Source organism: Aeromonas sp. QDB39 (assembly GCF_027707585.1).
In the GTDB taxonomy this organism is placed as follows: Bacteria; Pseudomonadota; Gammaproteobacteria; order Enterobacterales; family Aeromonadaceae; genus Aeromonas; species Aeromonas hydrophila.
The window spans coordinates 32,184-56,176 of the sequence record NZ_JAPCIV010000034.1 but is presented as its reverse complement, the minus strand read 5'-3'; the positions used below and the strand labels follow the sequence as shown (position 1 = coordinate 56,176).

Here is a 23,993-nt window from a genome sequence, read left to right as displayed (position 1 = left end):
CTGCAAAGTAAAATGGAGGGTTTTCTTGCCGCCAAGGATCTGATGGCGCAGGGGATCAAGATCTGATCAAGAGACAGACCTGGAGGTGCTGCGCAGCAGGCAGCCGCAATATTTCGAGCACACCCTGTTCGATCGCAGCGGCCACCGCTATCAGGTGCTCAACTTCAAGGATCTCTTCTACGACCATCAGGGTGAGGTGGCCGGCATCATCGGTGCCCTGGTCGACATCACCCATATCAAGGAGAGCGAGCAGCAGCAACGCACTCTGCTGTTCCAGACCATAGCGGCTCTCTCCTCCGCCATCGCCCACAAGGATCCCGGCACTGCGGGCCACGAGCGGCGCGTGCACGATCTCGCACTGGCCATCGGCCAGCATCTGCAACTTTCCCAAGAACGCCTCGACGGGCTGGGCCTCGCCGCCATGGTGCACAACATCGGCCTGTTGCAGATCCCGGCGGAGATCCTCACCCGCCCCCGCGCACTGAGGGAGGTGGAGTTCGAGCTCATCAAGCAGCACCCGCAGGCGGGGTGTGAAATCCTGCAGCAGATAGACTTCCCCTGGCCCATCACCGCCATCGTGCAGCAGCACCATGAGAATCTGGACGGCAGCGGCTATCCGCAAGGGCTGCAGGGGGATGCTATCTCGCTGGAGGCGCGCATCATCCGGGTCGCCGACTCCCTCGCCGCCATGACGGCCCACCGCCCGTTCCGGCGAGCCATGTCCCTCACCGATGCCTTTGCCGAACTGACCCGCTATGCCGGCGTCCACTACGACGAGCAGGTGGTCAGCGCCTGTTTCGCCGTGTGGCAGGCGGGTTATCGCTTTGCTCCCCTTTGACCGAGGCTGGATGAAATGAGTTCAAGACCCGCACCGCTCTTTCCCCCGCAGCCCACGGCCGCCCTGCTTGGCCAGGTGATGGATCAGCTGCCCTATCGGGTGCTGCTCAAAGACACCCGCTCCGTCTTCATCGCCTGCAACCGGCTGCTGGCGGACAATCTCGCCCTCACCCCGGCCGAACTGGTCGGCAAGTGCGATGCCGACTTCTTCCCGGCCGAACTGGCCAAGCGCTATCGGGATGACGATCTCAGGGTCATGGCCAGTGGCACCACCCAGCGCCACGAGGAACCCTATCTCAAGGGAGGTGAGGCCCGCTGGCTCAGCACTACCAAGTTTCCCCTGCACGACGAGCTGGGCCAGGTGGTCGGCGTCGGGGTCTTCTTCGATGACATCACCGAGAAGAAGCAGCAGCAGGAGCGGTTGCAGCAGTACACCTGGACCCTGGAGGCCATCGGCCGCGCCCAGCACGCCATGCTCAAGCAAGATGATGAGCAGACCCTGTTGCAGGAGATCTGCGACGCCATCACCTTCGACGGCCGCTTTCCCCTCGTCACCGTGCTGCAGGAAAACAGTGACCAGCACACCCTGCAGGTGCTGGCGCAGGCGGGCAACGCGGTCTGGTTTGCCAGCGACGACTGGCTGACCCGGGATCCCGCCCTGCATCAGGCCATCGGCACCGGGGCGCCGTGCAACGAAGCCCTGGCCAGCGCGCTGGTGCACCACTCGGCCACCCTGCGCGCCCGTCTGCTGCTGCCGCTGCAGTGGCACGCCGGCGGGCATGGCGGCCTGCTCATTCACAGTGAACAGGCCCGCCCGTTCACCGACGAAGAGGTGCACCTCTTCAGCCAGCTGGCGGACTACCTTGCCTACGGCCTGCAGGCCCGCGCGACCCAGCAGGCCTATCTCACCGCCCAGCGCGACAAGGTGCTGCACGCCCGCCAGCTGGAGCTGGCGCTGGAAGATGCCCTCGGTGCCATTGCCGCCGTGCTGGAGCAGCGCGATCCCTACACCGCCGGTCACCAGAAGCATGTCGCCACCCTGGCGCTGGCCATCGGCCGCGAGCTGAAGCTGGACGACAAGCGGCTGCGGGGACTCTATCTGGGGGCCATGGTGCACGACATCGGCAAGATCCAGGTGCCGCTCGACATCCTCACCAAACCGGGCCGACTGACCCCGCAGGAGTTCAACCTGGTCAAGGAGCACCCGGGCGCTGGCTATCAGGTGCTCAAGGACATCGCCCTGCCCTGGCCCATCGCCCAGATGATCCACCAGCACCACGAGTTCATCGACGGCTCCGGCTACCCGGCGGGGCTCAAGGGCGAGCAGATCCTGCTGGAGGCCCGCATCCTCACGGTGGCCGACATCGTCGAGTCCATGTCTTCCGATCGTCCCTACCGCGCCGCCCTCGGCATTCCCCAGGCCAGGGCCCACATCATCGAACTGCGCAGCAGCAAGCTGGATGCAGCGGTGGTGGATGCCTGCCTGCGCATCCTCGATCGCGGGGATTTCACCCCCCATGAGCTGGGCCACGGCCAGTTCTAGCGGCAAGCCGTCATAAAAAAACCGGCCGCAGGGGCCGGTTTTTTGTTTGCGATGTGCGCTTAACCCAGACGTACCCGGGCGTTGCGGAACATCCGCATCCAGGCGCCGTCCTCGCCCCAGTTGTCCGGGTGCCAGGAGTTGGCCACGGTGCGGAACACCCGCTCCGGGTGCGGCATCATGATGGTGGCGCGCCCGTCCGTGGTGGTGACCGCGGTGATACCCGCCGGTGCACCGTTCGGGTTGGCCGGGTACTGCTCGGTCACCTGGCCGCGGTTGTCGACGAAACGCAGCCCCACCAGCCCGCTCTGTTGCAGCGCAGCCAGGTGAGCGGCATCGCGCACCTCCACTCGCCCTTCCCCGTGGGAGACGGCAATCGGCATCACCGAGCCCGCCATGCCGGCGAAGAAGGCCGACGGGGAGTCCTGCACTTCCACCAGGCTGAAGCGGGCCTCGAAGCGCTCGGAGCGGTTGCGCACGAAGCGTGGCCACAGATCGGCACCCGGGATCAGCTCGCGCAGGTTGGACATCATCTGGCAACCGTTGCACACACCCAGAGAGAGGGTGTCGCCGCGCTCGAAGAAGCGCTGGAACTGCTCGCGAGCGCCGTCGTTGAACAGGATGGACTTGGCCCAGCCTTCACCCGCCCCCAGCACGTCGCCGTAGGAGAAGCCGCCACAGGCCACCAGGCTCTGGAACGCATCCAGCTTGATGCGCCCCTCGAGGATGTCGCTCATGTGCACGTCCACCGCCGCAAAGCCGGCGCGGTCAAACGCCGCCGCCATCTCCACGTGGGAGTTGACACCCTGCTCGCGCAGCACCGCCAGACGGGGGGAGACCCCGCGGGCAATGTAGGGTGCTGCCACGTCCTCGGCCGGGTTGAAGCTGAGCTTGGCCTGCAGGCCAGGATCGGCTGCGTCCTGACGGGCGGCATGCTCCTGATCCGCGCACTCCGGGTTGTCGCGCAGGCGCTGCATCTGCCAGCTGGTCTCGCCCCAGATGGTACGCAGAGCGGTACGGCTGGCGCGGTAAACCTCCTGACCGGCCCGCTGCAGGGTGATGAGATCCCCCTCGCGCACCGTGCCGAGCACATGGGAGCAAGCCGCCAGACCGTGACCGGCCAGCAGAGTCATCACCGCCTCCTTGTCTTCACGGCGCACCTGGATGACGGCGCCCAGCTCTTCGTTGAACAGTGCCGGCAGCAGCTCACCGCCGATGCGATCCAGCTGCAGGTCGAGACCGCAGTGACCGGCGAAGGCCATCTCCACCAGGGTGACGAACAGGCCGCCGTCGGATCGGTCGTGGTAGGCGACGAGTTTGCGATCGCTCACCAGCGCCTGGATGGCGTTGAAGAAGCCCTTGAGCTGGACCGGGTTGTCCAGATCCGGTGCCTTGTCACCCAGCTGGCGATAGACCTGGGCCAGGGCGGAGGCGCCGAGGCGCTGCTTGCCATTGCCAAGGTCGATGAGGATAAGGTCGGTCTCACCGAGATCGGTACGCAGCTGCGGCGTGACGGTATTGCGCACGTCCTCGACTCTGGCAAAGGCCGAGATGAGCAGGGAGAGCGGCGAGGTGACGCTGTGCTCCTTGCCATCCTGCTGCCAGCGGGTCTTCATGGACATGGAGTCCTTGCCCACCGGGATGGTGATGCCAAGGGCCGGGCAGAGCTCCTCGCCCACCGCTTTGACCGCCTCGTAGAGGCCGGCATCTTCGCCCGGGTGACCGGCGGCCGCCATCCAGTTGGCGGAGAGCTTGACCCGCTTGAGCGAGCCGATGTGGGCCGGCGCCAGGTTGGTGAGTGCTTCCGCCACCGCCATGCGAGCGGAGGCGGCGTGGGAGAGCAGCGCCACCGGGGTGCGCTCGCCCATCGACATGGCTTCGCCGTGGTAGCTGTCGTAGGTGGCGGCGGTGACGGCGCAGTCAGCCACCGGGATCTGCCAGGGGCCGACCATCTGGTCGCGGTTGACCAGACCGGTCACGCTGCGATCGCCGATGGTGATGAGGAAGGACTTCTCCGCCACGGTGGGCAGACGCAGTACCCGTTCGGCAGCCTCGCCCAGGGTGATGCCATCGAGCGCCAGCGGCTTGCCCTGCGCCGGCAGGCTTGCAACCTCGCGGTGCATCTTGGGAGTCTTGCCCAGCAGCACATCCAGCGGCAGATCGATGGGGTGGTTGTCAAAGTGCTCATCCGAGAGAGTGAGATGCTTCTCTTCGGTGGCGCTGCCGATGACGGCATAGGGGGCGCGCTCGCGCTCGCACAGCGCCTTGAACAGCGGCAGCTTCTCCTTGGCCACCGCCAGCACGTAACGCTCCTGGGATTCGTTGCACCAGATCTCGAGCGGGCTCATGCCCGGCTCGTCGTTCGGAATGGCGCGTAAGGAGAAACGACCGCCGCGCTCGCCGTCGCTCACCAGCTCCGGCATGGCATTGGAGAGGCCACCGGCCCCCACGTCGTGGATGAAGACGATGGGGTTGTCGTCCCCCAGCTGCCAGCAGCGGTCGATCACCTCCTGGCAACGGCGCTCCATCTCGGGGTTGTCGCGCTGCACCGAGGCAAAATCGAGATCTTCGGCCGACTGGCCGGAGGCCATGCTTGATGCGGCACCGCCGCCCAGACCGATGTTCATGGCCGGGCCGCCCAGCACGATGAGGGCAGCCCCCACCGGGATCTCCCCTTTCTGGACGTGCTCGCTGCGGATGTTGCCGATACCGCCGGCCAGCATGATGGGCTTGTGGTAGCCGCGCACCTCGACGCCGTTGTGGCTCGGCACCTGCTCTTCGAAGGTACGGAAGTAGCCGAGAATGGCCGGACGGCCGAACTCGTTGTTGAAGGCGGCGCCGCCGAGCGGCCCCTCCTGCATGATGTCAAACGCGCTGACGATGCGGCTCGGTTTGCCGAAATCCTGCTCCCAGGGCTGCTCGAAGCCGGGGATGCGCAGGTTGGAGACCGAGAAGCCCACCAGACCCGCCTTGGGCTTGGCGCCGCGACCGGTGGCACCCTCATCGCGAATTTCGCCGCCGGAGCCGGTGGCGGCGCCCGGGAAGGGGGAGATGGCAGTCGGGTGGTTGTGGGTCTCCACCTTCATCAGGATGTCGACGCGCTCCTGATGATAGTGATACTCGCCGCTGGCCGGGCTCGGGAAGAAGCGGCCACCCTGGCTCCCTTCCATCACCGCAGCGTTGTCTTTATAGGCAGACAGGACATGATCCGGCGTCTGCTCGAAGGTGTTCTTGATCATCTTGAACAGCGACTTGGGCTGCTGCTCACCGTCGATGGTCCAGTCGGCGTTGAAAATCTTGTGGCGGCAGTGCTCGGAGTTTGCCTGGGCAAACATGTAGAGCTCGATGTCGTTGGGGTTGCGGCCCAGCCGGGTGAAATTCTCCACCAGGTAGTCTATCTCGTCGTCGGCCAGCGCCAGACCGAGCGCCACGTTGGCCTCGGCCAGCGCGGCGCGACCACCGCCCAGCACATCCACCTGGGTGAAGGGACGCGGCTCATGATGGGCAAACAGGGCGGAGGCCTCGTTCATCTCGCCAAACACCGTCTCCATCATGCGGTCGTGCAGCACGGCGGCCACGTCGGCACGCTGGGCGGCGCTCAGCTCACCCTTGGCCTGCACGTAATAGGCGATGCCGCGTTCGAGCCGCTTGACCTGATTCAGGCCGCAGTTGTGGGCGATGTCGGTTGCTTTGGAAGACCAGGGGGAGATAGTGCCGGGGCGGGGGGTAACGAGAAACAGCTGACCGCTGGGGGTGTGTTCGGGGATGGTCGGGCCGTAGCGCAGGAGCTGGCCCAAGGTCGCTCGCTCCGGGGGCGACAGCGGGCTCGAGAGCTCGGCAAAGTGCACGTATTCGGCATAGACATCCTCTATCTCTACTCCTCTCTCCTGTTTCATCTGCGCGAAGCGTTGCAGCAGTTTTTGGACACGAAACTCAGACAGTGCGGGGGCACCACGCAAGATATCCATATGACCTTTCTCACCAAGTGTTGAAGTGGGGGGGAATTGAGACGCGCGTATTATAGGGATCAGGCCCATGCCGGACAAACGTTTTTCTTGTTTTGCCCAGTGTGACTCGGTGCACACTCTCTGGTATAAAGGTGCCTCTTTTTTGACAAATGCCGATTTTTTCAACAAGGGTACTCACCTACTTGCGCTGCATTTTTCGACTGTTTATCGGGCTGACGTTGCTGCTGACCCTGGTCGGTTGCGACTTCTACACCCCCTCCAGCCAGCTGGAGCAGATCCGCCAGCGAGGCGAGATCCGGGTTGGCACCATCTACGGCCCCACCTCTTATTACCAGCGTGACGACACCGCCCAGGGGTTCGATTACGAGCTGGCGCAGAGTTATGCCGACTGGCTGGGGGTCAAGCTGACCATAGTGCCGGTCTACTCCACCGCCGAACTGGTGGAACTGCTGAAAAAGGGCAAGCTGGATCTGGCTGCCGCCGCCATCGTGGTCACCCCGGAGCGGCGCCAGCTCTTTCGCTTCGGCCCCGGCTTCTATCAGGTCTCCCCCAAGCTGGTCTATCGCAACGGTTCTCCCAAGCCCAAGGACATCGGCGATCTCAAGGGCAACATAGTGGTGCCGGCCGGTTCCACCGGCGAAGACCTGCTCAAGGAGCTCGCCAAGCAGTACCCCAACCTGAAGTGGAGCACCAATCGGGATGCCGACGTGGAGGAGCTGCTCAAGCAGGTGGCCGACGGCAAGATTGACTACACGGTGGTGCAGGATACCGTGCTGGCCCGCACCCAGCGCTACTACCCCGAGCTCACCGAGGGGATGACCCTGGCCAAGAACCAGACCGTGGCCTGGGCCATGACCAAGCTGCCGGACGACAGCCTCTACGCCAGCATCATCGACTTCTTCGGCCAGCGCTTCATGGACGGCGCCATCGCCAAGCTCGACGAGAAGTACTTCGGCCACGTGCAGAATTTCGACTTCGTCGACACCCGCACCTTCCTGCAGCGGGCCAAGAGCCTGCTGCCCAAGTATCAGGATCTGTTCAAGACCCACGCCAACGTGGTGGACTGGCGCCTGCTGGCCGCCATCAGCTATCAGGAATCCCACTGGGATCCGGAGGCGCGCTCCTACACCGGAGTGCGCGGCATGATGATGCTGACCGAACCCACCGCCAAGGCGATGGGGGTCAACAACCGGCTGCACCCGGAGGAGAGCATCAAGGGCGGCGCCCGTTATCTGGAGCAGATGATGGAGAAGGTGCCCGCCTCGGTGCCCGATGACGAGAAGGTGTGGTTTGCCCTCACCGCCTACAACATCGGTTACGGCCACATGATGGATGCCCGCCGCCTGACCAAGGAGCTCGGCAAGAATCCCGATGCCTGGAGCGACGTGAAAGAGGTGCTGCCGCTGCTGCAGCAGTCGCGCTGGCATCGCAAGGTACGCTACGGCTATGCCCGTGGCGGCGAGGCGCGCAACTACGTCAACAACGTGCGCCAGTACTACCAGAGCCTGCTCTGGCTCGACAACGAGCAGCAGAAAGCCCACCGCCGTGAAGAGCTAGACGATGACGACAGCAGCGAGCCGCCCAGTGCCGAGCGCCCCACCGTCATCGCCGAAGTGGTCAAGCAGATCACCCTGCGCTGATCCCTTGTTGACAGGTTTGTTTTTCGGGTGGTTTCTCTGTTACCATCCGACCATACCGGAGCCTATCCGAAATTGTTTTTATCGCGCTATTTCATTCACTTGCACTCGGGATGACAGCACTTTCAGATAGGCTCCCATCATCACCCAAGGCCGGGATGGCCACCCAATGGGAGGAGACCAAGATGCGAGCTCGCAGAAGAACGACACTGGTCAGAAAAGCAAAGTGCGGCTGGAGCCCCAGACGCAAACTCAAGCTCAATGACATCAAACGCAAGATATGGCGCCGAAACCGCTCCTTCACCTTGCTGATAGCAGAACACACAGCATAAACCCGGCAATTGCCGGGTTTTTTATCGCCTCAATTCCCCGCCAGCGGGCTCACCTCAAAGACCACTGCCCGCTTCGATACCAGGCTGTTGCAGTGATTGCAGAAGTAATCCACCGCGCCGCAGGCCTTGAGCCGCTCCAGCTCCTGCCGGCAGGTCGGGCAGAGGGCCCGGATCTGGAAACGGGCCTGGCACTGGCTGCAGGTGGTCTCGCGGCTGCGACTGTCCAGCTCGCCCTGACAGGCAGGGCAGTGAAGGTGGCTCATGGTTGGCTCCTCGCAAAGTGAATGTGCGGTGGGCCCACCCACTGCACATTCCCCTCCCCTTGGCCCTAGAAAAAACGGCTGCCGGTGAGGGCAGCCGCTGGGCCTTATTTCTTGGCTTTGGCCTTGAGCAGGCGCTTGCGTTGACGCTCCTGGCTCAGGGTCAGGGTATTTTTCTTGCCCTCGAACGGGTTGGCAGACTCCTGGAACTCGACCCGGACCGGCGTCCCCATGATCTTCAGCGACTTGCGGAAGTAGTTGATGAGGTAGCGCTTGTAGGAATCCGGCAAGTCGTTGAGCTGGTTGCCGTGGATCACGATGCGCGGCGGGTTGTAGCCACCGGCGTGGGCATATTTGAGCTTGACCCGGCGACCGTTCACCATCGGCGGCTGGTGGTCTTCCTGCGCCATCTGCATGATGCGGGTCAGCATGGCGGTGCTGGTACGACGGGTGGCGGACTGGTAAGCCTCCTGAATGGATTCGAACAGGTGGCCAACCCCGCTGCCGTGCAGGGCGGAGATGAAGTGCACGCGGGCGAAGTCGATGAAGCCCAGACGACGATCCAGCTCGTTCTTGACGTCCTCTTTCACCTTCTGATCCAGCCCATCCCACTTGTTCACCACCAGTACCACGGAGCGGCCGGTGTTGAGCACGAAGCCGAGGATGCTCAAGTCCTGATCAGTGATGGTCTCCTGGGCGTCGATCACCAGCAGGCAGACGTTGGCATCTTCGATGGCTTTCAAGGTCTTAATGACGGAGAACTTCTCCACCGTCTCGTGCACCTTGCCGCGACGACGCACGCCGGCGGTGTCGATGATGACGTACTTCTGCTCGTCACGCTCCATCGGGATGTAGACGGAGTCGCGGGTAGTCCCCGGCATGTCATAGACGATGACTCGATCTTCACCCAGCATGCGGTTGGTCAGGGTGGATTTGCCGACGTTGGGGCGACCGACGATGGCAAACTTGATGGGCAGATCGGCGAACGGCGTCTCCTTGGTGTCTTCCTTGGTGTCGAGTTCACCGGCAGCTACCATGCGCAGCAGGGCTTCTTCGTCGAAGTCCTCTTCTTCCTCATCCTGCGCGGTTTCTTGTGCAGCGGCGTCGACCAGAGTCTCCAGATGGGGGGCCAGCGCCAGCTCCAGCAGGCTCAGGACGCCACGACCGTGGGCAGCCGCCATCTGGTAGACCTCGCCCAGGGCCAGACCGTAGAACTCGGACACGGCGGAGTCACCGTCGATGCCGTCGGTCTTGTTGGCCACCAGAAACACCTTCTTGTGGGTCTTGCGCAGGTGCTCGGCGATAGCCTGATCCGCTGCGGTCAAACCGGCACGGGCATCCACCATGAACAGCACCACGTCGGCCTCTTCGATGGCCAGCAGGGACTGTTCGGCCATCTTCAGCTCGATCCCCTCTTCGGTGCCATCGATACCACCGGTATCCACCACGATAAATTCCAGCTCGCCCAACTTCGCCTGGCCGTACTTGCGGTCCCGGGTCAGACCGGGGAAGTCAGCCACCAGGGCATCCCGGGTACGGGTCAGGCGGTTAAACAGGGTGGATTTCCCCACGTTGGGGCGGCCCACCAGGGCTACTACAGGAGTCATAAAAGCCTCATTCTCAAGACGACAAAGGCTCCGGGTCCGAAGACCAGGAGCCGGATATTCAGATTGACGGGCGATCAGGGACGCTTGATAGCGTACAACTTGCCGCCACGGCTCTGCACATACAGGGTGTCACCGTCCACCAGGGGGGCGGCGTACAGACCACTGCTGTCGAGCTGCTGCATGGCTTTGATGGTACCGTCGGTACGATCCAGCCAATACAGGTAACCTTCCACATCGCCGACCACCACATAGTCACCCAGGATGACGGGGGCGGTCACGGTGCGGTTTTCCAGCTGGGTATTGGACCACAGCTCGAGACCATTGCGACGGTCGACCGCAAACAGGTGGCTGCGGCTGTCGGTCAGCACGATGGCATTGCCGGTCACCGCCATGTCGCGGTAGCCGGAATACTTGCGCTTCCATACCTCGTCACCGGTCATCAGCTTGCGCGCCATCAGCTGGCCATTATAGGCGATGGCATAGAGCTCATCGCCGGCGATCAGCGGGGTGGCGTCCACATCGACCATCCGATCCAGCTCGGTGGCACCGCGCGGGTCGGCGACCTTGGACTGACGCACCGGCTGACCGTTGCTGAGCAGGGCGATGCCCACCTTGCCATCGGCGCGGCCGTACAGCACGGCGCCGTTGGTGATGATGGGGGCACCGGCACTGCGCAGGGTCAACGGCGGCTGTTCTTCCGCCAGCGTCCACTGCAGCTTGCCTTCATCGGTATCGAGCGCCACCAGGCGGCCCGAGGTGGTCAGCACCACCACCCGGCCATCTTCGACGGCAGGGCTCGCCACCACTTCCCCCGGCACCGAAGTCTGCCACAGCACTTCGCCGTTCTCCTGGTTCAGGGCATAGACCACCCCGTTCTCGGAACCCAAGAACAGCTTGCCGTAACGGGATACCAGGCCACCGGAGAGACGGGCGCTGCGCTTGTCGGCGTTGATCGGCAAGTCAGCCAGATCCACGCTCCACAGCTCCTTGCCGCTTTCGCGGTCAAAGGCGGTCACGTCGCCATCGCGAGCGGCGGCATAGATGCGCTCCTCTTCCACCACCGGCTTGAGCTGGGAGTAGAAGTCGCCGATGCCGTCACCCACCGAGGAGGACCAGCTGGTATCGGCCGTGAAGGCGGACTCGACCTTGGGCAGCGGCGCCATCGGGTTGAGATCCTCTTCCGAGCTGAACAGGGAGCACCCCTGCAGGGCGAAGGAGACCGCAGCCCCCAACACCACCATCTTGAACAGATTACGCATCCGGAGCCTCACCCGTGGTCACCGCTGGCAATGCCAGATCGTCCATTTTCAGCTTGAGCTCAGCGCTGCCCTGCAGGCCGCCGGCATCGGCCGCCGCCTGATAGGCATCGCGCGCCTCTTCGGCCTTGCCCTGCTTGAGCAGCACGTCGCCGCGCACTTCCGCGACCTGGGCCTTGAAGGCATCGTTGTTGATCTTGCCAAGCTGGGCCAGCGCCTCGTCAGCCTTGCCCTGATCGTTCAGAACCCGGGCCAGACGCAGGGCGGCGATGGGACGAATGCTCTCGTCACCGCTGGTGGCCACCTGGGTCAGCTGCTCGACGGCCAGATCCAGCTTGCCGGCCTTGACGGCGGCGGCGGCCAGCTGCAGGGCAGCCAGTTCGGCATAGGAGTCACCCTTGTGGGCGCTGATGAAGCTTTGCGCCTGCTCGAAGCCGGCGGCATCGCCCTTGGCCAGCTGGGCAGCCATCTCGTTGTAAGCCTGGGAGGCGGTCTCCTGGCTGGTCTGCTGATGCTCGTTGTAGTAGCGCCAGCCAAAGAGTCCAACCAGACCGATAACAGTTCCTGCGATCACCGAGGTTCCGTTCTCTTTCCACCAGCTCTTGATGACCTCAACCTGTTGTTCTTCGGTGGTATAAACTTCCACAGCTTACTCTCCTTTGGCTGCCAGCAGGGCAATGGCGGCGTCGACCGTGACGGTCTGTTGCTCGGCCTGGCCACGCAGATATTTGATGGTGATCTCCCCGTTTTGCACCTCGGTCTCGCCAAGGATCAGGGCAATGGCCGCGCCGCTCTTGTCGGCACGCTTGAGTTGTTTCTTGAAGTTGCCGCCGCCGCAGTGGCTCATCAGGCGCAAGTCAGGCAGAGCGTCGCGCAGCCGCTCGGCCAGCTGGAAACCGGCCTGTTCAGTGCCCTCGCCCACCATGGCCAGGTAGACATCCACCGCCGGGCGGATATCGCCGTTGAGCTCGAGGGTCTCCAGCATCAGCACCAGTCGCTCCATGCCCATGGCAAAGCCCACAGCCGGCGTCGGCTGACCACCCAGCTGCTCCACCAGACCGTCGTAGCGACCACCGGCACAGACGGTGCCCTGAGCACCCAGACTGTTGGTGACCCACTCGAACACGGTGAGGTTGTAGTAGTCGAGACCGCGCACCAGCCGCTCGTTCACTTCGTACTGGATGCCGGCGGATTCGAGCAGGCGCTTGAGCCCCTCGAAGTGGGCCAGGCTCTCTTCACCCAGGTGATCGAACAGGCGCGGGGCACCCACCAGAATGGCTTGTACCTTCTCGTCCTTGGAGTCCAGCACCCGCAGCGGGTTGCTGTACATGCGGCGCTGGCTCTCTTCGTCCAGCTGATCTTTGTACTGCTCCAGGTAGGCCACCAGCGCATCGCGGTAGGCGGCACGTTCGCTGCTCTGACCGAGGGTGTTGAGCTGCAGGGTCACGTGCTCGCTGATGCCGAACAGACGCCACAGGCGGTGGGTCAGCATGATGAGTTCGGCATCGATGTCCGGCCCGTTGATGCCGAACAGCTCGACCCCGAACTGGTGGAACTGGCGATAGCGGCCCTTCTGGGGACGCTCGTGACGGAACATGGGGCCCATGTACCACATCCGGCGTTCCTGGTTGTAAAGCAGACCGTGCTCGATGCCGGCACGCACGCAGCTGGCGGTGCCTTCCGGGCGCAGACTCAGGCTGTCGCCGTTGCGGTCTTCAAAGGTGTACATCTCTTTTTCGACCACGTCGGTCACTTCACCGATGGCGCGCTTGAACAGATGGGTCTGCTCGACAATCGGCATGCGCACTTCGCTGTAGCCATAGCTGGCCACGACCTGGCGCAGGATCTGTTCTACTTTCTGCCATACCGGGCTCTGCTCCGGCAGGCAATCATTCATACCGCGAATAGCTTGGATCTGTTTTGCCACGTTGATACTCGAGAAAAAGAGGTAAAATTTGGCCGCATTATAGGGATTTTCGACCCCGAGGTAAAATCAGGGTATTCCAATGCGGGATGTAAAATCAGCAACCTAAAGACAGGGCCACCCTGAGTGGCCCTTGGTTGCTCAACCCTCGTCCACCTGGATCTGGTTGGCCGGATCCAGCATGGCGGCCCGGGCGCGAATGCGGCGCTCCAGGGTCGGGATGAGATCCTTGTTGTCGAGCCGGTCCACCCGCTGACCACCCTCGTAGAAGGCGCTCTTGTTGGCCGCCCCCGCCAGACCCAGATCCGAGACCAGCGCCTCGCCCGGGCCGTTCACCACGCAGCCGATGATGGAGACATCCATCGGGGTGATGATGTCTTCCAGCCGTTCTTCCAGGGCGTTGACCGTGCCGATGACGTCGAACTCCTGGCGGGAGCAGGAGGGACAGGCGATGAAGTTGATGCCGCGGGAACGGATGCGCAGAGATTTCAGGATGTCGAAACCCACCTTGATCTCTTCCACCGGATCGGCGGCCAGCGAGATGCGCAGGGTGTCGCCGATGCCTTCGCTCAGCAGCATGCCAAGACCGATGGCGGACTTCACCGCGCCGGCGCGAAAACCGCCCGCCTCGGTGATGCCCAAATGCAGCGGCTGTTCAATCTGCTTGGCCAGCAGGCGATAGGCGCCGACGGCCAGGAAGACGTCGGACGCCTTGACGCTCACCTTGAAGTTGTCGAAGTTCAGGCGATCCAGATAGTCCACGTGGCGCATGGCTGACTCAAGCAGCGCCTCCGGGGTCGGTTCACCGTACTTCTCCTGAATGTCTTTCTCCAGCGAGCCGCCGTTGACGCCGATGCGGATCGGGATGTTGTAGTGACGGGCGCAGTCGACCACGGCACGTACCCGCTCCTCGTTGCCGATGTTGCCTGGGTTGATGCGCAGGCAATCGGCACCGTATTCGGCCACTTTCAGGGCGATGCGGTAGTCGAAGTGGATATCGGCGACGATGGGAATGCGGGTCTGCTGCTTGATGAGCTTGAAGGCTTCCGCCGCTTCCATGGTGGGAACCGAGACCCGCACGATGTCGGCGCCAACCCGCTCGATCCGCTGGATCTGCTCGACGGTGGCGGCCACGTCCGTGGTCTTGGTGTTGGTCATGGTCTGCACCGTGATGGGGGCATCGCCCCCAACCGGTACATTACCAACCATGATCTGCCTGGATTTACGACGAATGATGGGAGATTCGTGAGCGGACATGGCGGACAGATTACTCCTGCGGCAGTGAGAGGCGAGCAGTCCGGCCGTTGTTGTAACGGCTCATGTCGATGGACTTGCCCTGATATTCGATATTGACGGCCATGGGCGCACCAATGATGAATTTGAGCGGCTCGGGTCCTTCCAGTACCAGTTCGTCATTGGCCTTCTTGAGGCCGCTGAACAGGGTCTTGCCCTTGGCATCCTTGACATCCAGCCAGCAGTCGGCGGTGAAGCTCATCTTCAGCTGGGGCACCTTGGCCGGCTCGCTCGCGGCGGTGTCGGCAGCCGGTTGCGTGACTGTGGCGGCAGAGGTCGCAACAGCCGTGGTCGCCACGGCGCTGCTGGCATCGACCGGCAGCGTGGTCGCGGCGGCGCTCGCCACGGGGTCAACCGAGGTCGCGGCCGCAGCGGAAGTTGCCGGAGCAACCACAGGGTCAGCCACGTCCACCGCCGGCGGCACGGTGGCGCTCGGGGTGTTGCTGGTTGCGCCCATTTCAGTCGCGGCCAGGGCCTCGTCACCGGCGGAGCGACGCGCCGTGCTCTGCCACCACCAAGCGACGGAGAGCGCGATCAGCACCAGGATCACCAGCCAGGTGACAACCTTGAGGCGGCTGTCGTTGGCCTGCTGACGGGAGCGACGAGAGAAGCTCTGCATGTCGATGTTGTCGGGCGGAGTCAGCCCCAGCTTGTCATAAGCCGCGAGGATGGTCTCTTCCGGGATACCGACCAGCTTGGCATAAGTACGCAGATAGCCGCGAATGAAGGTATGGGACGTATGCTTGTCATACGTATCCGATTCGATCGCGGCAATCAGAGTCAGACGAAGGTGAATGCGAGACGCAACCTGTTCTCGTGTCCAGCCGAGCTGTTCACGGGCGTTGCGCAGCAGCTGGCCTGGGCCAACTGCCTGGGAGTCGTCTTGAAAATCGTGTGGCTGTTCAGTAGTCATTGGCTAAGTAACGCTTGGCTTGTTGCGAAGTGGGATATTGCCTTACCAGCTCAGTCCCGAATTGGTGAAGTAGTGCCGGTTTGTCCATGGCCTGCGCCAGCCGCAATCTCAACCAGAGACTGTTCTCGTTCTCGTCTGACACATCGGCAAAACGGGCGAGATAGGCCTGCACATCAGGCAGCTTGCCATCTTTCATGGAAAGCTCCGCCATGTCCAGCAATAACCTTGGATTGCGGGGATTATACCCCAAGGCCAAGCGATAATACTCGCTTGCTTTATCATTTCTGCGATTTTGCGCGGCGCAAAGTGCCGCGTTTTCATAGGTATCGGCAATCTTGATGTAGTTGGGCTGGCTGACGGCCTGCAGGAAGGCCTTTTCCGCCTCGTCGAAGCGACCACGATTGCAAAGGAAGGCGCCATAGTTGTTCATCGCGTCAGCATTGGACGGATCCATGGCAAGGGCTTTCTTGTAGCTCTCTTCGGCCGCCTTGAAATCTTCCACCTGCTGGTAGAAGTAGGCAAAACCGACGTAAACCTGAGGGTTGGCAGGGTCATACTGCAGCGCGCGGTCAAGGTTGAACTTGGCCTGCTCGGCGTTGCCCTGTTGCAGATACTGAATACCCAGATCCAGGCGGGTCTGGGCTGCCGCCTTGAGATCGGGCCCCACTTCACGCTGGGTGGAATTCTGGCCAGCGTAAGTGGTCTCGGTAACACAACCTGGCAGCGCGCAGAGCGCTGCCACTACGATCAATGTACGTGTATCCATTCCCTGACTATACAATGGCTTAGCAAGTTAAACCATTTTGACGGAAATCCCATCCTGTTGCATCCGATTTTTCATGGTGCGCTTGGTGCGATCGATCACCTCCCCCACCAGCTGGCCGCAGGCCGCATCGATGTCGTCGCCACGGGTCTTGCGCACGATGACGGTGAAGCCGTACTCCATCAATACCTTGGAAAAACGGTCGATACGGCTGTTGCTCGGCTTGCCATAGGGGTTGCCCGGGAAGGGGTTGAAAGGGATCAGGTTGATCTTGCTCGGGGTATCCTTGAGCACCTTGGCCAGCTCGTGGGCGTGCTGCATGTCGTCATTGATATGATCGAGCAGCACATATTCCACGGTCACCCGGCCGCCGTTGGCGTTGGACTTGCCGAGGTAGCGACGAACACCGGCGAGGAACTCCTCGATGTTGTACTTGTCGTTGATCGGCATGATCTCGGAGCGCAGCTTGTCGTTGGGTGCGTGCAGGGAGATAGCCAGGGCGACGTCAATCTGGTCGCCCAGCATGTCCAGCGCCGGCACCACGCCGGAGGTGGAGATGGTCACCCGGCGCTTGGAGATGCCGTAGCCAAAGTCGTCCATCATCAGGCGCATGGCCGGTACCACGTTGGCGAGGTTGAGCAGCGGCTCACCCATCCCCATCATCACCACGTTGGTGATGGGACGCTTGCCGCCGACGATCTTGGCAGCGCGCCATACCTGGCCGATGATCTCGGAAACTTTCAGGTTGCGGTTGAAGCCTTGCTGGGCGGTAGAGCAGAACTTGCACTCCAGGGCGCAGCCTACCTGGGAGGAGACGCACAGGGTCGCCCGATCCTCTTCCGGAATGTAGACGGTCTCCACCTCCTGACCGCCAACCTGCAGCGCCCACTTGATGGTGCCGTCGGAGGAGCGCTGTTCGCGGCTCACTTCCGGCGCCCGGATCTCGGCGATCGCCTTGAGGCGCTCGCGCAGCACCTTGTTGACGTTGTTCATCTGATCGAAATCATCACAACCAAAGTGATAGATCCACTTCATCACCTGATCTGCCCGAAACGGCTTCTCGCCCAGTTCGACGAAGAAGGCGCGCATGGCATCTCGATCAAGATCCAGCAGGTTGGTTTTTGTTTCGCTCATCAAGGGCCTCAGCTCACACACTTCATAAATTATCGGCTGACCTACGTCAGGGGGCGGCATTGTACAAATTATGGGTCCGGCTTTCCACCTGGAGAATAAGTGGATATTGACCGAATGACCAAAAAACAAAAGGGAGCCGAGGCTCCCTTGGGGTTCTTTCGACAGAAATCAGCCGCGAGGGCAAATCTCGGCGTCGGAGAAGAAGTAGGCGATTTCACGGGCAGCGGAGGCCGGTGCATCGGAGCCGTGCACGGCGTTGCGGTCGATACTCTCGGCGAAGCAGGCGCGCAGGGTGCCGGCAAGGGCCTCTTTCGGGTTGGTGGCGCCCATGATTTCACGGTGGCGACGGATGGCCTCTTCGCCTTCCAGCACCTGGATCATAACAGGGCCGGAGGTCATGAAGCTGACCAGACCGTCATAGAAAGGCTTGCCCTGGTGCTCGGCATAGAAACCGGCGGCTTGCTCGCTGCTCATGTGCAGCATTTTTGCGGCGATGACTTTCAGGCCAGCGCTCTCGAAACGGTTGTAGATGGCACCGATCAGGTTCTTGCTGACGGCATCCGGCTTGATGATGGAGAAGGTACGTTCGATGGCCATTGAGATCTTTCCTTAACTACAGAGATTTATTGTTAGAATCCATGTTCGGCGGCGATTATACGTAAACAAAAAGCGAAATAACACACAGAAAAGCAACTTTTTATTAAACAAATTCTTCCCTAAAACAACATCACCACTCATCTTGGCCCAGGCCGGCAGGAAAAAATGTGCGCTTGTGCACGATAGTCATGTTAACCCCCTGAAACCCAGGCTATTGCTCACCCTCCCCCTGTCGAAAGGGCACCCGCAGGTGCCCTTGTCGTTGTCGGTCAGCGGACCTCCGCCAGCAGGGTGTGGGCGATGGTGCGCATCCCCAGGGTGTTGGCCCCCGGCGCCCACAGGTTGTCGCCGTTCTCGCTGAAACAGGCGGCGAGATCGACGTGCAGCCAGCCCTGCCCCTCATTGGCGACGAAGCGGGAGAGGAAGCCCGCCGCGTTGGAGGCACCACCCGGACCGCCACCAGGCACGGGCCGGCTGTTGGCGGTGTCGGCATAGTGGGACGGGCACTGCTGGCGATGCCAGGGTTCCAGCGGCAGCGGCCAGGCGGGTTCCTGTTCGGCATCAGCATAACCCATGGCGCGGCTCACCAGCCCCTTGTCCAGCCCGAACAGGGCATTGTAACGCCCCCCCAGCGCCATCACCGCCGCCCCGGTGAGAGTTGCGGCATCGATGACCAGAGGCGCGCCGGAATCCCCGGCCAGCTGCAGGCCGTCGGCCAGCACCAGCCGCCCCTCGGCATCGGTGTTGACGATCTCCACCGTGGTACCGTTCTTGTAGGTGAGGATGTCACCCAGTTTGTAGGCATGACCGGAGACCAGGTTCTCGGCGCAGCAGAGGATGAGCTTCACCCGCTTGTCGAGGCCACGCAGGATGGCCAGTGCCAGGGCGCCGGTGACGATGGCGGCACCGCCCATGTCGTGCTTCATGGTCAACATGCCCTGAGAGGTCTTCATGGAGTAGCCGCCGGAATCGAAGGTGATGCCCTTGCCTACCAGCGCTGCCGCCACCGGAGCTTTGGGATCTCGGCTAGGGTTGAAGTCCAGCTCAAGCATCACGGGCTCGCGCTCGCTGCCACGGCCGACCTGATAGAGACCGACCCAGCCCGCCTGCTGCAAGGCTTCCCCCTTGAGAATGCGATGACTGATCCGGTCCGGTGCCAGCTCGGTGATGAAGGTAGCAGCTTCAACCGCCAGCTCCAGCGGCCCCAGCTGTTCCGGCGTGGCATTGGTCATCTCCCGCACCCAGCGTCCGCACAGCCAGCGCGCCTCCAGCTCCTCTCGATCCTCCTCGGACGAAGTGGCCCACTGCAGTTCGACCTCCACCTTGGGGGTCTGCAGCCCTTGGGCAAAGGCCCACTGCTGCTCGCGCTCCCAGTGACCGGCCAGCACCACCTGCTGGATCCCCTGACTGCACAGACGCCGTGCCGCCTGCTGGATATCCAGCAAGGGGCTGGCGGTCACCAGATGGATCACCATGCCGTCGGCGCGGTGGGAGAGCAGCGCCCCCTCACCCCACTCGGGAGCGGCAAATTCTCGGCTCAACCAGATGTTCATGCACTCACCTCCTGCAACCAGCGGGTGACAGATAATACGCAGGCCGTGGCGCTTTTCGCCGCTTCTCCAAAGCCTTCACCAAATGCTTGATTCAGCCAGACTCTCATTCACTCACCTCCTGCAACCAGCGAGCGATGGTACGCAGGCCGTGGCCCTTGGCCCCGGTCGCCCACAGATCATTGCCCGACTTCTGATAGGAAGCGGCCAGATCCAGGTGCACCCAGCCCTTGCCTTCGTCACGCACGAAGCGCGACAGGAAGGCCGCCGCCGTGGTCGCACCTGCGGTGCCTTCGGCGGACGCCACGTTGCCAAGCTCGGCAAAGGCGGAGGTGAGCTGGCCCGCATGCCAGGGCTCCAGCGGCAGCGCCCAGGCCTGCTCGTTTTCGGCTTTGGCGGCAGCCAGCGCACGTGCCTGCTCGGCCTCATCGAGGGCAAACACGGCGTTGTAGTCGCGACCCAGCGCGGTCTTGGCAGCGCCGGTCAGGGTGGCGGCGTCGAGGATGTAGGCAGCCCCGCTTTCGCTGGCGGCCAGCAGGCCGTCAGCCAGTACTAGGCGACCTTCCGCGTCGGTGTTCTGGATCTCGACCGAGATGCCGTTGCGATAGGTGAGGATGTCGCCGAGCTTGAAGGCATGGCCGGAGACCAGGTTTTCGGCGCAGCAGAGGATCAGCTTGACCCGTTTGTTCAGGCCGCGGCTGATGGCCAGCGCCAGCGCGCCGGTCACCATGGCAGCGCCGCCCATGTCGGACTTCATCGGCAGCATGTTGTCGGAAGACTTCATGGAGTAACCGCCGGAATCGAAGGTGATCCCCTTGCCCACCAGCGCCGCCAGCACGGGGGCATTGGCATCCCCGGTCGGGTTGTAGTCGAGCTCCAGCAGCACCGGTTCGCGTTCGCTGCCGCGGCCCACCGACCAGATCCCGATGTAACCGGCCTCCTGCAGCGCCTCCCCGGCGGTAATGCGGGCGGTCACCTTGTCACCGGCGAGACTGCGGATGAGCAGCAGGGCGGATTCCGCCAGGCTCATGGGGTAGATCTCCTGCGGGCAGCCGTTGGTCACCTCGCGCACCCAGCGGGTCGCTTTGAGCAAAGCCGCCAGCTCGGCAGCCTCCTGGTCGCTCTGCTCGCCGAAATCGAGCTCGCGAACCCCCTTGGCGGCATAGAAGCCCTGGGCAAAGGCGTAGCGACGCTCCCCATTCCAGCCCTCACCCACCAGCTTGACGCGCTTGATGCCGCTCGCCTCGAGGCGTCTGGCAGCGCGCTGGATGGCGCGCAGCGCCTCCTTCTCCTGGCCACTGCCCAGATGGAGATGGGCTTCGTCGCCGTTGAAACTGAGCAGGGCACCCTCGCCCCAGTGGGCGGCGGCGGCCTGGGAAGACAACCGTACGTTCATCATGTCAGCCATGTTCTCTTGCTTCCTTTTTATTGGCACTTTCATCAACGAATAGGGAAATCACGGGCACAAAAAAGGCCGCTCCCTCAAGGGTCACGGCCTTCACCATATCATTACTGCACCACGAGATGCTGCACGCGCAATTCACTCATGTGTAATTAAGGGGTCATCAGTGGCGCTCAGACGCCAGATTCAGGGTGTACTTGGGCAGTTCCACCACCAGATCCTCGTCCGCCAGTCTGGCCTGGCAGCTGAGACGGGATTCCGGCTCCAGCCCCCACGCCTTGTCCAGCATGTCGTCTTCCAGCTCGTCGCTCGGCTCGAGGGAGTCGAAGCCTTCCCGCACCACGCAATGGCAGGTAGTGCAGGCACAGGACTTCTCGCAGGCATGCTCGATCTCGATGCCGTTGCGCAGCGCGATGTCCAGAATGGTTTCACCGGTCGCGCCTTCGAGGGCCGCGCCGTCCGGACAGAGCTCGGGATGGGGCAGAATAATCAGTTTTGGCATATTACACCTTGTTGACGTTTTGTCCGGTCAGCACCTTGCGGATGGAGGCGTCCATCCGGCGGGCTGCAAATTCGCCACTGGCAGCGTCCGCCGCCTCGATGGCCTCTTTGATCTGGTTGGTGGTGCCCGTGCTGCGCATGGTCAGCAGATGGGCGATGGCGGCATCCAGCTCGGCCCGCTCGGCGGAGCTCAATAAAGCCTCGCCATCGGCGGCCAGGGCGGCGTTGAGACTCTCGACCACCCGGTCGGCCTCAACCTGCTGTTCCGCCAGCATGCGGGCGTCCATGTCCTGCTGGGCGTTGGCAATGGAGGCGCTCAGCATGTTGAGGATGTCATCCTCACCCAGTCCATAGGAGGGCTTGACCTGGATCTCGGCCTGCACGCCGGAGGATTTCTCCATGGCGCTGACCGACAGCAGACCGTCCGCATCCACCTGGAAGGTGACGCGAATGTGTGCTGCCCCTGCCGCCATGGGCGGAATGCCGGTCAGGGTGAAGCGGGCCAAGGATCGGCAATCGGCCACCAGCTCGCGCTCGCCCTGCACCACGTGGATCGCCATCGCGGTCTGGCCATCCTTGAAGGTGGTGAACTCCTGGGCGCGGGCCACCGGAATGGTGGTATTGCGCGGGATCACCTTCTCGGCGAGGCCGCCCATGGTCTCAAGACCCAGGGAGAGCGGAATGACGTCCAGCAGCAGCATCTCGGCGTCAGGTTTGTTGCCCACCAGGATGTCGGCCTGGATGGCGGCACCGATGGCCACCACCTTGTCCGGATCGATGCTGGTCAAGGGCGGACGCTGGAAGAACTCGCCCACCAGCTCGCGCACCAGCGGAACCCGGGTCGAACCGCCGACCATCACCACTTCCAGCACCTCCTCCTGCTCGAGCCCCGCATCGCGTAGAGCGCGGCGGCAGGCCAGCAGGGTGCGCTTGACCAGCGGCTGGATCAGCTGGTCAAACTGGTTGCGGGTGACAGAGCCATGCCAGCCGGCAAAGGTGCAGGGAACGGCGTCGGCATCGGTCAGACCGTGTTTGACGGCGGCGGCCACATCCAGCAGCTCGCGCTGCAGACGGGCATCCAGCTCGCCAGTCAAACCGGCTTGTTCTTTCAACCAGTCTGCCAGCAGGTGATCGAAATCATCGCCGCCGAGGGCCGAGTCGCCACCGGTGGCCATCACCTCAAATACCCCGCGATGCAGGCGCAGGATGGAGATATCGAAGGTGCCGCCACCAAGGTCGTAGACGGCGATCACCCCTTCCTGACCGGAGTCGAGGCCATAGGCGATGGCGGCGGCGGTCGGTTCGTTGAGCAGGCGCAGCACGTGCAGGCCGGCCAGGCGGGCCGCATCCTTGGTACCCTGGCGCTGGGCGTCATCGAAATAGGCGGGCACCGTGATGACCACGCCGTCGAGATCGCCACCGAGGGCGGCAGCGCCACGCTCGGCCAGTTTCTTGAGGATCTCGGCCGAGACCTGAACCGGGTTGACCAGCCCTTGACGGGTCTGCAGCTGCGGCATGCCGTTGTCGGCCGCCACAAATTGATAGGGTTGCTGGCGGGTATCGATGTCGGCCAGCGCCTTGCCCATCATCCGCTTGGCGGAAACGATGGTGTTGTGCGGGTCGAGGGCGGCCTCGCGCTTGGCATCGACGCCGACCCGAATGGTGTCAGCCTGATAATGTACGACGGAGGGCAGCAGATCACGCCCCTGCTCGTCGCAGAGGGTATCGGCCTGACCGCTGCGCACGGCGGCGACCAGCGAGTTGGTGGTGCCAAGATCGATGCCAACGGCACGTTTGTGCTGATGAGGTGCGGCGCTCTGGCCGGGCTCGGCGATTTGCAGTAATGCCATGGGTAATCAAACTTCCAGCGTTAAAGGATCAAGACTCGAACAGCGAGTCTTCGAATCGTTCCAGCTCCTCGAGGAGCTTGTCGACAAACTTGAGTTTGCGAACACAATCAGCCGCTCGCGGATCCTCGCCTGTGGCGAGGGCCTGGGTCAGCTGCTGCATCAACAGCTGGTGATCATGCCTGATCTCTTGGCGAAAATCCTTGATGGCACGCTCAGGGTCAGTCTCCCCTTTCAGGTCGGCCAGCCGTTCGCGCCACTCCAGTTGCTGCATCAGAAATGTGGTATCTTGCAACGTCTGTTGCTCGCCACGAAGTTCGGTGCCACGCAGGGAGAGCAGGTACTCGGCTCGGCGCAGGGGCGCCTTGAGGGTAGTGAAGGCATCGTTGATCTGGGCGGCACGTTGCACCGCAGCCAGCTGCTCCCGCTCGGGGGCGGTGGCAAAACGATCGGGATGAAATTGGGTTTGCAACTGGCGGTAGGTCTCTGCCAGCTGACGGGTATCGAGCTCGAAGCCTTCAACCAGCCCAAACAGCTCGAAATAATTCATGCAGACCTCTTAGACACTGATGCTGCCCCCATGCCGCTCGCGCTCAGGTGGGCGAAGCGGCATGGTTGAACCGGCCGTGGCC

The 23,993-nt window shown here is 62.8% G+C and carries 18 protein-coding genes and 1 pseudogene; 3 read left to right on the top strand and 16 right to left on the bottom strand.

The window, feature by feature from the left end:
* Positions 1-70: 70 nt before the first annotated feature.
* Together PG899_RS18575 and PG899_RS18570 are read left to right on the top strand one after the other, a co-directional pair.
* Positions 71-838 (top strand): annotated as a pseudogene (locus PG899_RS18575) (HD-GYP domain-containing protein); the annotation flags it as partial.
* Between the two features lie 15 nt (positions 839-853).
* Positions 854-2,380, top strand: a complete 1,527-nt coding sequence (locus PG899_RS18570; RefSeq protein WP_270697538.1) for an HD domain-containing phosphohydrolase — start codon at positions 854-856, stop codon at positions 2,378-2,380.
* Positions 2,381-2,439: 59 nt separating this feature from the next.
* On the opposite strand, the gene purL is transcribed toward PG899_RS18570, so the two are convergent.
* A complete protein-coding gene (gene purL, locus PG899_RS18565) occupies positions 2,440-6,345 on the bottom strand; it encodes a phosphoribosylformylglycinamidine synthase (RefSeq protein ID WP_024944075.1) in 3,906 nt (1,301 codons plus the stop codon).
* A 149-nt stretch (positions 6,346-6,494) separates the two neighbouring features.
* Here purL and mltF point away from each other — a divergent pair, with 149 nt between their 5' ends.
* Positions 6,495-7,985, top strand: coding sequence for a membrane-bound lytic murein transglycosylase MltF (gene mltF, locus PG899_RS18560; RefSeq protein WP_041216325.1), 1,491 nt, complete (start codon positions 6,495-6,497; stop codon positions 7,983-7,985).
* Positions 7,986-8,343: 358 nt separating this feature from the next.
* Here mltF and PG899_RS18555 read toward each other — a convergent pair whose 3' ends face one another.
* The 15 genes from PG899_RS18555 to hscB all read right to left on the bottom strand — a co-directional run bounded on the left by PG899_RS18555 (position 8,344) and on the right by hscB (position 23,911).
* Positions 8,344-8,577, bottom strand: a complete 234-nt coding sequence (locus PG899_RS18555) for a zinc ribbon domain-containing protein (protein ID WP_011705650.1) — start codon at positions 8,575-8,577, stop codon at positions 8,344-8,346.
* Positions 8,578-8,681: 104 nt separating this feature from the next.
* Positions 8,682-10,181 carry a ribosome biogenesis GTPase Der gene (gene der / locus PG899_RS18550; protein WP_017410211.1) on the bottom strand — a complete coding sequence of 500 codons (1,500 nt, stop codon included), beginning with the start codon at positions 10,179-10,181 and terminating at the stop codon, positions 8,682-8,684.
* Positions 10,182-10,255: 74 nt separating this feature from the next.
* Positions 10,256-11,440 carry an outer membrane protein assembly factor BamB gene (gene bamB / locus PG899_RS18545; protein WP_024944077.1) on the bottom strand — a complete coding sequence of 395 codons (1,185 nt, stop codon included), beginning with the start codon at positions 11,438-11,440 and terminating at the stop codon, positions 10,256-10,258.
* Complete coding sequence (locus tag PG899_RS18540; protein ID WP_011705647.1) at positions 11,433-12,083, bottom strand: YfgM family protein; 651 nt, start codon at positions 12,081-12,083, stop codon at positions 11,433-11,435. The genes bamB and PG899_RS18540 overlap by 8 nt, the downstream gene beginning before the upstream one ends.
* A gap of 3 nt (positions 12,084-12,086) precedes the next feature.
* Positions 12,087-13,364, bottom strand: coding sequence for a histidine--tRNA ligase (gene hisS, locus PG899_RS18535; RefSeq protein WP_011705646.1), 1,278 nt, complete (start codon positions 13,362-13,364; stop codon positions 12,087-12,089).
* Between the two features lie 138 nt (positions 13,365-13,502).
* Complete coding sequence (gene ispG / locus PG899_RS18530; RefSeq protein WP_016350405.1) at positions 13,503-14,618, bottom strand: flavodoxin-dependent (E)-4-hydroxy-3-methylbut-2-enyl-diphosphate synthase; 1,116 nt, start codon at positions 14,616-14,618, stop codon at positions 13,503-13,505.
* Positions 14,619-14,628: 10 nt separating this feature from the next.
* On the bottom strand, positions 14,629-15,567 hold the full coding sequence (locus PG899_RS18525) for a RodZ domain-containing protein (protein WP_024944078.1): 939 nt from the start codon (positions 15,565-15,567) through the stop codon (positions 14,629-14,631).
* Entirely contained in the window at positions 15,557-16,348 is a 792-nt protein-coding gene (gene tapF, locus PG899_RS18520; protein ID WP_011705643.1) for a PilW family type IVa pilus biogenesis/stability lipoprotein TapF, read from the bottom strand. Before tapF ends, PG899_RS18525 begins: the two co-directional genes overlap by 11 nt.
* Before the next feature lie 12 nt (positions 16,349-16,360).
* Positions 16,361-17,464 carry a bifunctional tRNA (adenosine(37)-C2)-methyltransferase TrmG/ribosomal RNA large subunit methyltransferase RlmN gene (locus PG899_RS18515; protein ID WP_011705642.1) on the bottom strand — a complete coding sequence of 368 codons (1,104 nt, stop codon included), beginning with the start codon at positions 17,462-17,464 and terminating at the stop codon, positions 16,361-16,363.
* Positions 17,465-17,632: 168 nt separating this feature from the next.
* On the bottom strand, positions 17,633-18,061 hold the full coding sequence (gene ndk, locus PG899_RS18510) for a nucleoside-diphosphate kinase (protein WP_011705641.1): 429 nt from the start codon (positions 18,059-18,061) through the stop codon (positions 17,633-17,635).
* A gap of 269 nt (positions 18,062-18,330) precedes the next feature.
* Positions 18,331-19,614, bottom strand: coding sequence for an aminopeptidase PepB (gene pepB / locus PG899_RS18505; RefSeq protein ID WP_024944080.1), 1,284 nt, complete (start codon positions 19,612-19,614; stop codon positions 18,331-18,333).
* A 103-nt stretch (positions 19,615-19,717) separates the two neighbouring features.
* On the bottom strand, positions 19,718-21,019 hold the full coding sequence (pepB, locus tag PG899_RS18500) for an aminopeptidase PepB (RefSeq protein WP_024944081.1): 1,302 nt from the start codon (positions 21,017-21,019) through the stop codon (positions 19,718-19,720).
* Positions 21,020-21,176: 157 nt separating this feature from the next.
* Entirely contained in the window at positions 21,177-21,515 is a 339-nt protein-coding gene (gene fdx, locus PG899_RS18495; RefSeq protein WP_005299781.1) for an ISC system 2Fe-2S type ferredoxin, read from the bottom strand.
* 1 nt (position 21,516) lies between these two features.
* Positions 21,517-23,364 carry a Fe-S protein assembly chaperone HscA gene (gene hscA, locus PG899_RS18490; RefSeq protein WP_024944082.1) on the bottom strand — a complete coding sequence of 616 codons (1,848 nt, stop codon included), beginning with the start codon at positions 23,362-23,364 and terminating at the stop codon, positions 21,517-21,519.
* A 28-nt stretch (positions 23,365-23,392) separates the two neighbouring features.
* A complete protein-coding gene (hscB, locus tag PG899_RS18485) occupies positions 23,393-23,911 on the bottom strand; it encodes a co-chaperone HscB (RefSeq protein ID WP_024944083.1) in 519 nt (172 codons plus the stop codon).
* Positions 23,912-23,993 lie beyond the last annotated feature (82 nt).

What these genes read in the sequence shown, in the direction of transcription:
- PG899_RS18570 (WP_270697538.1), top strand. Translation starts at nt 854, where the DNA reads ATGAGTTCAAGACCCGCACCGCTCTTTCCCCCGCAGCCCACGGCCGCC.
- purL (WP_024944075.1), bottom strand. Translation starts at nt 6,345, where the DNA reads ATGGATATCTTGCGTGGTGCCCCCGCACTGTCTGAGTTTCGTGTCCAA.
- mltF (WP_041216325.1), top strand. Translation starts at nt 6,495, where the DNA reads ATGCCGATTTTTTCAACAAGGGTACTCACCTACTTGCGCTGCATTTTT.
- PG899_RS18555 (WP_011705650.1), bottom strand. Translation starts at nt 8,577, where the DNA reads ATGAGCCACCTTCACTGCCCTGCCTGTCAGGGCGAGCTGGACAGTCGC.
- der (WP_017410211.1), bottom strand. Translation starts at nt 10,181, where the DNA reads ATGACTCCTGTAGTAGCCCTGGTGGGCCGCCCCAACGTGGGGAAATCC.
- bamB (WP_024944077.1), bottom strand. Translation starts at nt 11,440, where the DNA reads ATGCGTAATCTGTTCAAGATGGTGGTGTTGGGGGCTGCGGTCTCCTTC.
- ispG (WP_016350405.1), bottom strand. Translation starts at nt 14,618, where the DNA reads ATGTCCGCTCACGAATCTCCCATCATTCGTCGTAAATCCAGGCAGATC.
- PG899_RS18525 (WP_024944078.1), bottom strand. Translation starts at nt 15,567, where the DNA reads ATGACTACTGAACAGCCACACGATTTTCAAGACGACTCCCAGGCAGTT.
- PG899_RS18515 (WP_011705642.1), bottom strand. Translation starts at nt 17,464, where the DNA reads ATGAGCGAAACAAAAACCAACCTGCTGGATCTTGATCGAGATGCCATG.
- ndk (WP_011705641.1), bottom strand. Translation starts at nt 18,061, where the DNA reads ATGGCCATCGAACGTACCTTCTCCATCATCAAGCCGGATGCCGTCAGC.
- pepB (WP_024944080.1), bottom strand. Translation starts at nt 19,614, where the DNA reads ATGAACATCTGGTTGAGCCGAGAATTTGCCGCTCCCGAGTGGGGTGAG.
- pepB (WP_024944081.1), bottom strand. Translation starts at nt 21,019, where the DNA reads ATGGCTGACATGATGAACGTACGGTTGTCTTCCCAGGCCGCCGCCGCC.
- fdx (WP_005299781.1), bottom strand. Translation starts at nt 21,515, where the DNA reads ATGCCAAAACTGATTATTCTGCCCCATCCCGAGCTCTGTCCGGACGGC.
- hscA (WP_024944082.1), bottom strand. Translation starts at nt 23,364, where the DNA reads ATGGCATTACTGCAAATCGCCGAGCCCGGCCAGAGCGCCGCACCTCAT.
- hscB (WP_024944083.1), bottom strand. Translation starts at nt 23,911, where the DNA reads ATGAATTATTTCGAGCTGTTTGGGCTGGTTGAAGGCTTCGAGCTCGAT.